The sequence below is a fragment of the Mesorhizobium sp. B4-1-1 genome, assembly GCF_006439375.1.
Lineage (GTDB): Bacteria > Pseudomonadota > Alphaproteobacteria > Rhizobiales > Rhizobiaceae > Mesorhizobium.
Genome location: NZ_VFTH01000002.1, coordinates 277,511 through 290,167 on the forward strand (window position 1 = coordinate 277,511; position 12,657 = coordinate 290,167).

The 12,657-nt window shown below is 63.0% G+C and carries 12 protein-coding genes; 5 read left to right on the forward strand and 7 right to left on the reverse strand.

The window, feature by feature from the left end; all coding sequences use genetic code 11:
* Positions 1 to 1,002 (reverse strand): D-glycerate dehydrogenase, encoded by a 1,002-nt coding sequence (locus tag FJW10_RS04055; RefSeq protein ID WP_140898566.1) that lies wholly within the window; start codon positions 1,000 to 1,002, stop codon positions 1 to 3.
* 169 nt (positions 1,003 to 1,171) lie between these two features.
* Between FJW10_RS04055 and FJW10_RS04060 the strand changes: the two genes are divergently transcribed.
* Positions 1,172 to 1,729 (forward strand): SH3 domain-containing protein, encoded by a 558-nt coding sequence (locus FJW10_RS04060; protein WP_140898568.1) that lies wholly within the window; start codon positions 1,172 to 1,174, stop codon positions 1,727 to 1,729.
* Between the two features lie 51 nt (positions 1,730 to 1,780).
* Here FJW10_RS04060 and FJW10_RS04065 read toward each other — a convergent pair whose 3' ends face one another.
* On the reverse strand, positions 1,781 to 2,161 hold the full coding sequence (locus FJW10_RS04065) for a DUF4260 domain-containing protein (protein WP_140898789.1): 381 nt from the start codon (positions 2,159 to 2,161) through the stop codon (positions 1,781 to 1,783).
* Positions 2,162 to 2,171: 10 nt separating this feature from the next.
* Positions 2,172 to 2,603 carry an iron response transcriptional regulator IrrA gene (gene irrA, locus FJW10_RS04070; protein WP_140645394.1) on the reverse strand — a complete coding sequence of 144 codons (432 nt, stop codon included), beginning with the start codon at positions 2,601 to 2,603 and terminating at the stop codon, positions 2,172 to 2,174.
* A 246-nt stretch (positions 2,604 to 2,849) separates the two neighbouring features.
* On the opposite strand from irrA, the gene fabA reads away from it, so the two are divergent.
* The 4 genes from fabA to FJW10_RS04090 all read left to right on the forward strand — a co-directional run bounded on the left by fabA (position 2,850) and on the right by FJW10_RS04090 (position 7,201).
* On the forward strand, positions 2,850 to 3,365 hold the full coding sequence (gene fabA, locus FJW10_RS04075) for a 3-hydroxyacyl-[acyl-carrier-protein] dehydratase FabA (protein ID WP_140645328.1): 516 nt from the start codon (positions 2,850 to 2,852) through the stop codon (positions 3,363 to 3,365).
* Between the two features lie 115 nt (positions 3,366 to 3,480).
* The gene (gene fabB, locus FJW10_RS04080; RefSeq protein ID WP_140898570.1) at positions 3,481 to 4,701 is read left to right on the forward strand and encodes a beta-ketoacyl-ACP synthase I; all 1,221 of its coding nucleotides are present in this window, start codon (positions 3,481 to 3,483) and stop codon (positions 4,699 to 4,701) included.
* A 31-nt stretch (positions 4,702 to 4,732) separates the two neighbouring features.
* A complete protein-coding gene (gene fabI / locus FJW10_RS04085; protein ID WP_140833839.1) occupies positions 4,733 to 5,545 on the forward strand; it encodes an enoyl-ACP reductase FabI in 813 nt (270 codons plus the stop codon).
* Positions 5,546 to 5,647: 102 nt separating this feature from the next.
* The gene (locus FJW10_RS04090) at positions 5,648 to 7,201 is read left to right on the forward strand and encodes a bifunctional diguanylate cyclase/phosphodiesterase (RefSeq protein WP_140898572.1); all 1,554 of its coding nucleotides are present in this window, start codon (positions 5,648 to 5,650) and stop codon (positions 7,199 to 7,201) included.
* A gap of 183 nt (positions 7,202 to 7,384) precedes the next feature.
* Here FJW10_RS04090 and FJW10_RS04095 read toward each other — a convergent pair whose 3' ends face one another.
* The 4 genes from FJW10_RS04095 to corA all read right to left on the reverse strand — a co-directional run bounded on the left by FJW10_RS04095 (position 7,385) and on the right by corA (position 12,610).
* The gene (locus FJW10_RS04095; RefSeq protein WP_140898574.1) at positions 7,385 to 8,395 is read right to left on the reverse strand and encodes a class I SAM-dependent methyltransferase; all 1,011 of its coding nucleotides are present in this window, start codon (positions 8,393 to 8,395) and stop codon (positions 7,385 to 7,387) included.
* 132 nt (positions 8,396 to 8,527) lie between these two features.
* Entirely contained in the window at positions 8,528 to 10,678 is a 2,151-nt protein-coding gene (pnp, locus tag FJW10_RS04100) for a polyribonucleotide nucleotidyltransferase (RefSeq protein ID WP_140898576.1), read from the reverse strand.
* Between the two features lie 378 nt (positions 10,679 to 11,056).
* Positions 11,057 to 11,368 carry a 30S ribosomal protein S15 gene (gene rpsO / locus FJW10_RS04105; RefSeq protein ID WP_281405110.1) on the reverse strand — a complete coding sequence of 104 codons (312 nt, stop codon included), beginning with the start codon at positions 11,366 to 11,368 and terminating at the stop codon, positions 11,057 to 11,059.
* Positions 11,369 to 11,515: 147 nt separating this feature from the next.
* The gene (gene corA, locus FJW10_RS04110) at positions 11,516 to 12,610 is read right to left on the reverse strand and encodes a magnesium/cobalt transporter CorA (RefSeq protein ID WP_140898578.1); all 1,095 of its coding nucleotides are present in this window, start codon (positions 12,608 to 12,610) and stop codon (positions 11,516 to 11,518) included.
* Between the last annotated feature and the right edge of the window lie 47 nt (positions 12,611 to 12,657).

Sequence of the window (12,657 nt, forward strand, 5' to 3'; positions counted from 1 at the left end):
TCAGGTCCTGAGCGGCAGGACACGATCCGGCGGACGGTGGCCGTCGAAGAAGGCGCGGATGTTGATAATTACCTTCTCGCCCATGTCGATGCGGCCCTCGAGCGTGGCCGAGCCCATGTGCGGCAAAAGCACCACCTTGCCCTTGGCGGCAAGCTTCATGAGCTTGGTGTTCAGCGCCGGCTCGTGCTCGTAGACATCGAGGCCGGCGCCGGCGATCTTGCCGTCATGGATGAGCTTGACCAGCGATTCCTCGTCGATGATATCGCCGCGCGCGGTGTTGACGAGGTAGGCCGAAGGCTGCATCAGCGCGAGGCGACGACCCGACAGCAGGTGGAACGTCGCCGGCGTCGACGGGCAGTTGACCGAGATGATGTCCATGCGGGCCAGCATCTGGTCGAGGCTTTCCCAGTAGGTCGCCTCCAGTTCCTCCTCGACCGCCGGCAGCACGCGGTGCCGGTTGTGGTAGTGGATCGAAAGGCCGAAGGCCTTGGCCCGCCTGGCGACGGCCGTGCCGATGCGGCCCATGCCGACGATGCCGAGACGTTTGCCCCAGATGCGCCGGCCGAGCATCCAGGTCGGCGACCAGCCAGCCCATTTCTTCTCGCCGGTCAGCACATTGGCGCCCTCGGCGAGCCTGCGCGGCACGGCGAGCATCAGCGCCATGGTCATGTCGGCGGTGTCTTCGGTCAGCACGTTCGGCGTGTTGGTGACGGTGATGCCTTTCTTGGCGGCGGCGGCGACGTCGATCTTGTCGACGCCGTTGCCGAAATTGGCGATCAGCTTGAGGTTCTCGCCGGCCTGGGCGATCAGCGCGGCATCGATCTGGTCGGTGATGGTGGGGACCAGCACATCGGCTTCCTTGACCGCCGCGACCAACTCCGGCTGCGTCATCGGCCGGTCCTCGACATTCAGGCGCGCGTCGAACAACTCGCGCATGCGGGTTTCGACCGGGTCTGGCAGCTTGCGCGTGATGACGACGAGGGGCCGTTTTTTGCCTGCCATTTTATCCCCAAAGCTTCCTCGAAACCGATCTCGTTGAGACCTCTTTAACCAAGACCGGCGAAACTTGCAGCCAATCGCGGCACCAGCCCACTCCTGTAACAAGCGGTGCCGCCGAAGACAAAGAAAAAGGGGCGCCCGTCCCGACGGGCCGGCGCCGAAAGGAACGAAAGTGTCTGGTTTCGCGTCGCTTCGCCTGGCCTTCAGCGCAGCTCTTCTTGGCGCCCTGCTTTGCGCGCCGCAGGCGTTCGCCCAGAGTGCCGCCGCTCCCGCGCAGGCCATAACGCTCGGCCCAAGCGGCCTGCCGCTGCCGCGCTTCGTCAGCCTGAAGCCGGCCCGCGTCAACTCGCGCGTCGGGCCCGGCGCCAATTATTCCGTCAACTGGATGTATCTGAAGGCCGGCCTGCCGATGGAAGTCATCCAGGAATTCGACACCTGGCGCCGCGTGCGCGATGCCGACGGCTCGGAAGGTTGGATCAACCAGTCGCTGCTCTCCGGCCGCCGCACCGCCATCGTCGCGCCCTGGCAGCGCGGCAAGGGCGGGCGAATCAACCTGCTCAACGAGCCCGACAAGGACGCCGGTGTCGTCGCCATCATCGAGCCGGGCGTGATCGGCTCGATCAAGAAATGCGACGGCCAGTGGTGCGAGATGACCTTCGACGGCCATACCGGCTGGATGGGCCAGTCACAGGTGTGGGGCGCTTATCCGGGCGAGAAGGTCAAGAACTAGGGCGTGCCGATATTCAGGTGACGCCGGCCTGACCTGAATCTCGGCACGCCCCTATTGGGCCGCGCCAGGACGCTCGCGGCCGATGCGGCCGAGATGCGTATCCTGAAAACCGGTAGGCAGCTTGAGGCCGTAGCCGAGGGCACGGTCGATGGCGATGTGCGCGATCCAGATGAGCGCCACGGCGGTCGTGATCGAGCCGGCGAGCAACGCGCCCGCAAGCAGAAGGACGAGCGGGGCAATCAGGATATGCAAGGCGTTGTAGATGACGGCGCCGACGCCTGGCCCGGCGAGGTAGCCCAGCATCGACAGGTCCGGCGCAAGGATGAGCAGCGCAAACAGCCACCAGGAAAAGCCGGACATTGCGTAGCAAACGATAGCCAACGCGGCGACGGCGATCCATTCAAACCGGACAATCAGGTCGACGGGCCGCATCGCCACGGGATCAATCGCAGCGTTTGGGACGCAGTCTCACCACGATGTCGACATTGGCGATCTCCATGCCTTCCGGCGGCGCCGGCAGGTTGGAGACGGTGACCGGTCCGCTCTCGATGTCGAAAATCCGGTTCTCGCCCTCGACGTAGAAGTGATGATGGTCGGAGGTATTGGTATCGAAATAGGTCTTCGAGCCTTCCACCGCCAGGATGCGCAACAGGCCGGCCTGGGTGAATTGGTGGAGCGCGTTGTACACCGTCGCCAGCGAAACCGGCACGCCGGCGGCAATCGCCTCTTCGTGCAGTTCCTCGGCGGAAAGGTGACGGTCGCCCTTGGCGAACAGCAGGTCTGCCAGCGCAATGCGCTGACGCGTCGGCCTCAGGCCGGCTTCGCGAACCCGCTTGTCCACAGCGACATTTTCCTTCCGATAGCCCGAATCCATCTTCACGTCGAAGCTTTGTTGCCCAGCCCATCAACAGGTCCAGCATGGCAAAAAGACGTCAAAAGCCAAAACCGGACATCAGCCGACATATATTCTGTAGTCCGAATGCGATCAATAGCGCGCATTGACCCGGGCAGGCGCACGGGTTAAGCGCAAACGCCGGTTTCCGGCCGCAAACAGAGTGTGTTAGGAAACCGACGACAAGGGCGCCCTGCCGCCCGCGAAGAACACGGGGACAGAAATTTGATGGCGGGTCAAAAGTCCAGCTACGATTACGAGGAACTGCTCGCCTGCGCCCGCGGCGACCTGTTCGGGCCGGGCAATGCCCAGTTGCCCTACCCGCCCATGCTGATGTTCGACCGCATCACCGAGATCAGCGAGACCGGCGGCGCTTTCGACAAGGGCTTCATCCGCGCCGAATTCGATATCAAGCCGGACCTGTGGTTCTTCGCCTGCCACTTCATCGGCAACCCGATCATGCCGGGCTGCCTCGGCCTCGACGCCATGTGGCAGCTGACCGGTTTCTATCTCGGCTGGCTGGGCGAACCCGGCAAGGGCATGGCGCTGTCGACCGGCGAGGTGAAGTTCAAGGGCATGGTGACGCCATCGGTGAAGAAGGTCGAATACGGCATCGACTTCAAGCGCGTGATGCGCGGCCGTTTGGTGCTTGGCATCGCCGATGGCTGGCTCAAGGCGGATGGCGAACCCATATATGCGGCTACGGATCTGAAGGTCGGCCTGTCCAAGCAGTCGGCCGCCTGACCGTTTTCCGCCACGGCGCCCGCATAGCCAATGGACGCCACGTCAGTTTATTTGCGTATGATCAAGGGGAAAACCGGCTAGGTCTTTCGCCCGAATACGCGGGAAGGAGTTGCGAATGAGACGGGTCGTAGTGACAGGGCTCGGCATTGTGTCGTCGATCGGCAACAATGCCAATGAGGTGCAGAGCTCGCTTTACGATGCCAAATCAGGCATCAGCTTTTCCAATTCCTTCGCCGAACACGGCTTCCGCTGCCAGGTCTGGGGCGCGCCGACGCTCGATCCCACTCCGATGATCGACCGCCGCGCCATGCGCTTCCTGAGCCAAGGCGCTGCCTGGAACCACGTCGCCATGGACCAGGCGATCGCTGATGCCGGCTTAAGCGAAGGCGACGTCACCAATGAGCGGACCGGCATCGTGATGGGTTCCGGCGGGCCGTCGACCCGCACCATCGTCGAAGCGGCCGAAACCACGCTCAAGAACAACAGCCCCAAGCGCATCGGCCCGTTCGCCGTGCCGAAGGCCATGTCGTCGACGGCGTCGGCCACCCTGGCCACATGGTTCAAGATCCACGGCGTCAATTATTCGATCTCGTCGGCCTGCTCGACCTCAGCGCACTGCATCGGCAATGCGTATGAGCTGATCCAGTGGGGCAAGCAGGACGTGATGTTCGCCGGCGGCCATGAGGATCTCGACTGGACCATGTCGGACCTTTTCGACGCCATGGGCGCCATGTCGTCGAAGTTCAACGACAACGCATCGACCGCTTCCCGCGCCTATGACGTCAACCGCGACGGTTTCGTCATCGCCGGCGGCGCCGGCGTGCTGGTGCTGGAGGAGCTGGAACACGCCAAGGCGCGCGGCGCCAAGATCTACGCCGAGATCGTCGGCTACGGCGCGACTTCCGACGGCTACGACATGGTTGCGCCTTCGGGGGAAGGTGCCATGCGCTGCATGCGCCAGGCCCTTGCCACGGTGTCTTCGCCGGTCGACTACATCAACACCCACGGCACCTCGACGCCGGTCGGCGATTCCAAGGAAATGGGCGCCATTCGCGAGGTGTTCGGCGACAAGATGCCTTACATCACCTCGACCAAGTCGCTCACCGGCCATTCGCTGGGGGCGGCCGGCGTGCAGGAATCGATCTATTCGATCCTGATGATGCAGGGCGGTTTCATCGGCGAGAGCGCCCATATCGAGGAGCTCGATCCGGAATTCGAGGGCATGCCGATCGTGCGCAAGCGTATCGACGACGCCAGGATCGACACCGTTCTGTCCAACTCTTTCGGTTTCGGCGGCACCAACGCAACGCTGATTTTCCAGCGCTATTCCGCGTAAGACCAGCGTTTTTCATAAGGATTGCCAAGGCATGGAAGGGTTGATGAAGGGCAAGCGCGGGCTTGTCATGGGTGTCGCCAACGACCATTCGATTGCCTGGGGCATCGCCAAGAAGCTGTCGGAACACGGGGCCGAACTCGCTTTTACCTACCAGGGCGACGCCTTCGGGCGGCGGGTCAAGCCGCTCGCCGAGAAGGTAGGGGCTTCGCTGATCGTGCCCTGCGATGTCGAGGACAGCGCCTCGGTCACCGCGACCTTCGAGACCCTCGGCAAGGCCTGGGGCGGGCTGGATTTCGTGGTGCACGCCATCGGTTTTTCCGACAAGAACGAGCTGAAGGGCCTTTACGCCGACACCAGCCGCGACAATTTCGTGCGCACAATGGTGATCTCCTGCTATTCCTTCACCGAGATCGCCCGCAACGCCGCCGCGCTGATGGGCAATGGCGGCTCGATGATCACGCTCACCTATGCCGGCTCGGTCAGGGTGATGCCGAACTACAACGTCATGGGCGTCGCTAAGGCCGGGCTGGAGGCCAGCGTGCGCTACCTTGCCAACGACTACGGCCCACGCGGTATCAGGGTGAACGGCATCTCGGCCGGGCCGGTGCGTACGCTGGCCGGCTCCGGCGTGTCCGATGCCCGCCACATGTTCTCCTACCAGCAGCGCAACTCGCCTTTGCGGCGCACCGTGACCATCGACGAAGTCGGCGGCTCGGCGCTCTACCTGCTCTCCGACTTGTCGTCGGGCGTCACCGGTGAAATCCACTACGTCGATTCCGGCTATCACATCGTTTCGATGCCGGCACTGGAGGAACTGAAGCAGAACGACGGCGCGCGCGAATAGTTTGCAGTCGCGACAGTAGCGTTCCAGTAAAATTGGATGCATTGGCGGAAACTCATTTTAAGGAGATATCCGCTATAAGGTCCCCTAATCTAGGGACAATGCATGCCTGCAGTCAGCAATCCGAAACGGACTCCGCTGTTCCGGCTGATCACCATCGCCAGCTCGGGCATGGGCAGTTTCATCCTTGGACTATGGGGCCTGCGGTTCGGCTTCGGCGACGGCATGGCCGGCATGCCAGCCGAAACGATGGCCGGCGTCATCGCCGCGCTCTGCGCTTTGGCCGCCGGCGGTGCCGCCCTGTCGTTCTTCGCGGGCGTCGATGAATCGGCGGCCTATGTTTTCAAGGAAACCCATTTCGACAAGCTGACCGGCCTTTTGTCGCGCCAGGCCATGGTCGGCAAGATCGCCGAGGCCGCCTCCGGGACGATCCGAACCGGCGAGCCGGTGTTCCTCATCGACATCGATATCGACCGCTTCAAGCAGATCAACGACGCCATCGGCTACAGCCAGGGCGACGAACTGATCCGCGCCTTCACCAGCAGGCTGAAGGACAACATGCCGAAGAACGCGGTGATCGGGCGCACCGGCGCCGGCGAATTCGGCGTGCTGCTGCCGGATCGCGACATCAGGGGCTCGATCGAGCGGCTCATCGAGAAGCTCATCAACGAGATGATGGAACCCTATCAGCTGCAGAGCCATCTGCAGTCGGTCAGCCTGTCGGTCGGCATCGTGGCGATGCCGAAGGACGGCGTCGACCCAGTGCTCATCCTGCGCCGCTCGAACCTGGCGTTGCAGAATGCGCGCGCCAGCGGCGTCGGCAACTGGTCTGTCTTCCACGCCGACATGGGCCGCGTGGCCGACTACCGGCAATGGATCGAGTCTGAGTTGAAGACCGCCTTCGACCGCGGCGACTTCAGCCTTCACTATCAGCCGCAGCTCAACCTGCCGAGCGGCCGCATCGTCGGCTATGAGGCGCTGATCCGCTGGAAGCATCCGGAGCGCGGCATGATCCCGCCGATGGAGTTCATTCCGATCGCCGAGGAAACCGGCATGATCAATCCGATCGGCGAGTGGGTGCTGCGCAAGGCCTGCAGCGACGCCCGCTACCTGCCGGAGGACTGCTTCGTCGCCGTCAACATCTCCCCGGTCCAGTTCATGACCAGGGATTTCGTCGGCATCGTGCGGGAAGTGATGGAATCGACCGGCATCAAGCCGTCGCGGCTGGAGCTCGAGGTCACCGAGACGGCGATGATGCAGGACCGCGACCGCGCTGCGGCGATCCTGGAGCAGCTTGCCGAGATGGGCATCTCCGTGGCCGTCGACGATTTCGGCACCGGCTATTCCAATTTGAGCTACCTGATCGATTTCTCCTTCGGCAAGCTGAAGATCGACCGTTCCTTCGTCAGCCGCATCGACACCGACTCCAACTCCGGCGCGATCGTTTCGACCATTGTCGGCCTGTCCCGGGCGCTGGGCGTCGGCATCATCGCCGAAGGCGTGGAGACCGAGAACCAGGCCACCCTGCTCCGAGCGGCCGGCTGCGAGGTCGTGCAGGGCTATCTGTTCGGCCGGCCGGCGCCGCTCAAGGTCGAGTTCGGCGAGGCGCGGCCCGCCTTCGGTACGCACGAACCCGCCCGCATCGTCAGCGTGCAATAAGGCACGTCGCAGTTTTCCTGTCGCAATTCCGGACGGAAACCGCTCCACACTTTTCCTGGAATTGCTTTTTCCTGACGACGCAATTCCGGACGGAAAACCGCTTCACACTTTTCCTGGAATTGCTTTCTCCTGACGACGCAATTCCGGACGGAAAACCGCTCCACACTTTTCCTGGAATTGCTTTCAGCGGCGCGCCGAAAACACCTTGAACATCCCGTCGCGGGCAATCTCGGCATGGCTGGCAAAGGCCGCCGAAAGCACGTGTTCGTAAGGAAGCTGGCGGTTGGCGACCATGAAGAGGCGGCCGCCCGGTCTCAACGCCTTCGACGCGGCGCGGATCATGCCGGCACCGATCTCCGGCTCGGACGCGCGGCCGCGGTGGAAGGGTGGATTCATGACAATCGCGTCGTAGCGCCGTTCGACCGCCTCGGTGAGCAGATCGGTCCAGAAGAAACGCGGCTCGATGGCGCCGCCGTGGACGTTCAACCTGGCTGCTTCCAGGGCCTCAAAGTCCGCTTCGTAGAGATCGAGTGCGGTGAGGCCTTGCGGGCGCAGCAGGATTTCCGCCGCCAGATAACCCCAGCCGGCGCAGAAATCAGCGACATTGCCTTTGAGATCGTCAGGCAGGTTCGCGGCCAGCAGTTTCGAACCGGCATCGATCCGATCGAAGGAGAACATGCCAGGCTTGGTCCTGAAACCGCCTTCGATGATCAAATCGGGGTTGCCGGCGCGCAGCGTCGCGGCCGTCTCCGCGCCGGCTCGCTTGAACCAGAAGACAACGCCGTGATGCTTCGGCAAATGGCCTTCGAGCGGCACCAGGACGTTGATCCGCTTGCGCAGGCTGTCGATGCCGTCCTCCTTGCCACCCGCGACCGCGATCAGCCCGCCCGGCACGGTGCGTTCGATGGCGTCGGCGATGCGCAACTCATTTTGCCCACGATAACGGCCCGCAAGCACCAGCGCCAGGTCGAAGCCGGTACCCTCGGCGCGCGGCGTGACCGCGCAGCCAGACGCCTGCAGCGTTCGAAAATGTGGGCGAAAGCCTTGCACGAGATGCAGCGGCGCCTCGAAGCCGGCGGGCAAGCGGAAGCCGGGCTCGGCGCCGAGAAACAGGACGCGGGCATCCTTTCGCGGCAGAGGCAGCGCCTCGGCCTCGAACGGATAGAACAGCGTCTTAAGCGGCTCCGCGGCCATTCACCTGCTCCGTAGGACTCTTTGTCCGACGCAATTCCGGACGGAAACAGTTGCCGCTTTCCTGGAACTGCCCTGAAACAAAACGGGCGCGACCTCGCGGCGCGCCCGTCTCAAATTATCCGGTCAAACCGATCAGGCGGCGTCTTCCTCGCCGTCCGACTTCTTCTTGTCCTGGACGATTTCCTTGCCGGTCGCCTGGTCGACGACCTTCATCGACAGGCGGACCTTGCCGCGCTCGTCGAAGCCCATCAACTTGACCCAAACCTTGTCGCCTTCCTTGACGACGTCGGAGGTCTTGGCGACGCGCTCATTGGCGAGCTGCGAGATGTGGACGAGGCCATCGCGCGGGCCGAAGAAGTTGACGAACGCGCCGAAATCGGCCGTCTTGACGACGGTGCCTTCGTAGATCTCGCCGACTTCCGGCTCAGCGACGATGGTGTGGATCCACTTCTTCGCCGCCTCGATCTCCTTGGCGTTCGCGGAAGCGATCTTGACCGTGCCGTCGTCCTCGATGTTGATCTTGGCGCCGGTCTTCTCGACGATCTCGCGGATCACCTTGCCGCCGGAGCCGATGACGTCGCGGATCTTGTCGGTCGGGATATGCATGACCTCGATGCGCGGCGCGAATTCGCCGAGCTCGGCGCGGGCGCCCGACAGCGCATGCGCCATCTCGCCGAGGATATGCAGGCGGCCGTCCTTTGCCTGGGCCAGGGCGATACCCATGATCTCCTCGGTGATGCCATCGATCTTGATGTCCATCTGCAGCGAGGTGACGCCATTGGCGGTGCCGGCGACCTTGAAGTCCATGTCGCCGAGGTGGTCCTCGTCGCCGAGGATGTCGGAGAGCACCGCGAAGCGCTCGCCTTCCTTGATCAGGCCCATGGCGATGCCGGCGACCGGCTTTGCCAGCGGCACGCCGGCATCCATCAGCGCCAGCGAGGTGCCGCACACGGTCGCCATCGAGGACGAGCCGTTGGACTCGGTGATCTCCGAAACGACGCGCAGCGTGTAGGGGAACTGGTCCGCGCTCGGCAGCATCGGGCGGATGGCGCGCCAGGCGAGCTTGCCGTGGCCGATTTCGCGGCGACCCGGCGAACCCATGCGGCCGGTTTCGCCGACGGAATAGGGCGGGAAGTTGTAGTGAAGGAGGAACTTCTCCTTGTACATGCCGGTCAGCGAATCGACATACTGCTCGTCCTCGCCGGTGCCGAGCGTGGCAACGACCAGCGCCTGGGTCTCGCCGCGCGTGAACAGCGCCGAACCATGGGTGCGCGCCAGGACGCCGACTTCGGAGACGATCTTGCGGACCGTCTTCAGGTCGCGGCCATCAATGCGCGAGCCGGTGTCGAGGATGTTCCAGCGCACGACCTTGGCCTGGAGTTCCTTGAACACCGAGCCGATCTGCTCGGAGGTGTGTTTGGCCTCTTCGCCTTCGGCCGGCGCAAACGCCGCCTTGACCTTCGCCTTGACGGCGTCGACGGCGGCATAGCGCTTCTGCTTGTCGGTGATCTTGTAGGCTTCGCGAAGCTCGTCGCCGACGATCTTCAGCATCTCGCCTTCGAGCGCGGAATGATCCGGGGCGGTGAAGTCGCGCGGCTCCTTGGCGGCGACCTCGGCCAGCTTGATGATCGCGTCGATCACAGGCTGGAAGCCCTTGTGGCCGAACACTACGGCGCCGAGCATCAGGTCCTCGGAGAGTTCCTTGGCCTCGGATTCGACCATAAGCACAGCGTCGCCGGTGCCGGCAACCACGAGGTCGAGCTTGGATTCCTGCATTTCGTCGATATGCGGGTTGAGCACATATTCGCCGTTGATGTAGCCGACGCGGGCGCCGCCGATCGGGCCCATGAAGGGCACGCCCGAAAGGGTCAGCGCGGCGGAGGTGGCGACGATCGACAGGATGTCCGGATCGTTCTCGAGATCATGCTGGACGACGGTGACGACGATCTGGGTGTCGTTCTTGTAGCCGTCGGCGAAAAGCGGGCGGATCGGGCGGTCGATCAGGCGAGAAACCAGCGTTTCCTTTTCGCTCGGACGGCCCTCACGCTTGAAGTAGCCGCCCGGGATCTTGCCGGCGGCATAGGTCTTTTCCTGGTAGTTGACGGTAAGCGGGAAGAAATCGAGGCCGGGCTTCGGCTCCTTCATCGAAACGACGGTGGCGAGAACGACCGTCTCGCCATAGGTGGCGAGCACCGCGCCGTCAGCCTGGCGCGCGATCTTGCCGGTCTCGAGGATGAGCGGACGGCCGCCCCATTCGATTTCCACTTTGTGTTGATTGAACATGTCTTGTCCTTCATATGCGGAAAGGGCCGCGCCGTCCTAACGGTCACGGATTCTCCCTTTCCTGGCTTCCTTCGGGCAGCCACGGGCAAGACAACGGGAGGCTCGTAGGTTCGGCTCATAAGCCAAGCGAGCATCCTGCAATCCTGCCCCATGACCGTCCATGGGCGGTTCCGAATGGCCCTCTGCGCGTCCGGAACCGTGTTTGGCCGGCCGATCGGCCGGCTTGCGCATGACGCCGGAAACCGCTGTTTCCGGAACCCGCCCTGCGCGAATGCGAATTTCAAGAGCGCGTCGCGCTCCGCCATTATCGCACCGTATCGACCGATGCGCCAATGCGCGACCGGCGGGCCCTCCGGGGAGGGCCCGCCGGTCAATTCGTCAGCGACGGAGACCGAGCTTGTCGATCAGCGTCTGATAGCGCGCGTCATCCTTGCGCTTGAGGTAGTCAAGCAGGCTGCGGCGCTGGGAGACCAGAGCAAGCAGGCCACGGCGGGAATGGTTATCCTTCTTGTGGTCCTTGAAGTGCTCGGTCAGGTTCTTGATGCGCTCGGAAAGAATGGCAACCTGGACTTCCGGAGATCCGGTGTCGCCCTTGGTGGTTGCGAATTCGGTCATCAATTCGTTCTTGCGGTCGGCAGTAATCGACATCGTGCTTTTCCTTATCTGTTGGAGGAAACGGGACGCCCACAGCCGGGATGTCGTCCAGCAGGGGCCAGTGCAAGCGACGCGTCAGGGCGCGAAGCTGCGGCGCATATAGTGCAATTCCGGAAAAAACACCAGCCCAAATATCAAGCCGGCTTGTCGCAGGTCTTGCCATGAAAACAAAGGCTTCAGCGGCTATAGCCACTTCTTCCATTTGAAGAAGAAGATCAGTCCGGCAGCGACAAGCGCCATGAACAGAATTGCCGCCGGATAACCGTAATAGGTTTTCAGTTCCGGCATGTTCCAGGGCGAGCTTTCCGGATCGAAATTCATTCCCCAAACGCCGACCAGGAAGGTCAGCGGCATGAAGATCACCGAGACGATCGTCAGGTAGGAGATGACGTCGTTGGTGCGGGCCTGGGTCAGCGAGACATGCATCTCGATCAGGCCGGTGAGCATGTCGCGCTGGTTCTCGACCAGCTCGATCAGGCGCAGCGAATGGTCGAGCGTGTCGTTGAAGAAGATCTTGGTCTCCGCCTTCACGAAGGCCACGTCGTTGCGGATCAGCGTCGCCAGCGCGTCGCGCATCGGCCACAGCACGCCTTTGAGCACGTTGGCGTCGCGCCTGAGTTCATGCAGCTGCTGCATCTGGTGCTTGTGCGGCTTGTTCAGCATCTCGTCCTCGATGCCGTCGACCGCTTCGCTCGCCGCCTCGATCGGCGGGAAATAGCTGTCGACGATGGCATCGATCAGCGCATAGGCCAGATAATCGGCGCCGCGCGAGCGCAGGCGGTTGGGCATCGCGCCCGCAATGCGCTTGCGCACCGGATCGAACGGGTCGCCCTCGCGCTCCTGGAAGGTGACGACGAAATTCCCGCCGAAGAACAGCGACATCTGCTCGTAACGATGCGAGGTGACATCGTCGATCATGCGCATGACGACGAAGGCGTGGTCCTCGAAGAAATCCACCTTGGGCCGCTGGCCGGTGTTGACGACATCTTCCAGCGCCAGCGGGTGCAAATTGAAGATGCGGCCGATCTCCTCGATCAGCGGGATATTGGCAAGTCCGGTGCAATCCAGCCAGACGACGGGCCATTTCTCGCAATGGGCGTTGAGATCGTCTATCGAGGCATTGTCGATGGTTTTGTATTTCTCGGGCGAGATCAGCGTCAGCCGAAGCTCGCTGCGTCGCGCCGCCGGGTCGGCGATAAGCGTGCCGGGCGACGCCCCGACCGGTGGCCGGCGGGTTTTCAGCGATGCCCGCTTCTTGCCTGCATCAGCCTTGGCCATGAGATACCCTCGGGACTCAGCATTCGGCCGAGATTAGAGCAATTTCA

Excerpts from the sequence above, each read along its gene's own strand:
- fabB (WP_140898570.1), top strand. The coding sequence starts at position 3,481 with ATGAGACGGGTCGTAGTGACAGGGCTCGGCATTGTGTCGTCGATCGGC.
- corA (WP_140898578.1), bottom strand. The coding sequence starts at position 12,610 with ATGGCCAAGGCTGATGCAGGCAAGAAGCGGGCATCGCTGAAAACCCGC.
- fabI (WP_140833839.1), top strand. The coding sequence starts at position 4,733 with ATGGAAGGGTTGATGAAGGGCAAGCGCGGGCTTGTCATGGGTGTCGCC.
- fabA (WP_140645328.1), top strand. The coding sequence starts at position 2,850 with ATGGCGGGTCAAAAGTCCAGCTACGATTACGAGGAACTGCTCGCCTGC.
- FJW10_RS04055 (WP_140898566.1), bottom strand. The coding sequence starts at position 1,002 with ATGGCAGGCAAAAAACGGCCCCTCGTCGTCATCACGCGCAAGCTGCCA.
- FJW10_RS04090 (WP_140898572.1), top strand. The coding sequence starts at position 5,648 with ATGCCTGCAGTCAGCAATCCGAAACGGACTCCGCTGTTCCGGCTGATC.
- FJW10_RS04065 (WP_140898789.1), bottom strand. The coding sequence starts at position 2,161 with ATGCGGCCCGTCGACCTGATTGTCCGGTTTGAATGGATCGCCGTCGCC.
- pnp (WP_140898576.1), bottom strand. The coding sequence starts at position 10,678 with ATGTTCAATCAACACAAAGTGGAAATCGAATGGGGCGGCCGTCCGCTC.
- FJW10_RS04095 (WP_140898574.1), bottom strand. The coding sequence starts at position 8,395 with ATGGCCGCGGAGCCGCTTAAGACGCTGTTCTATCCGTTCGAGGCCGAG.
- irrA (WP_140645394.1), bottom strand. The coding sequence starts at position 2,603 with ATGGATTCGGGCTATCGGAAGGAAAATGTCGCTGTGGACAAGCGGGTT.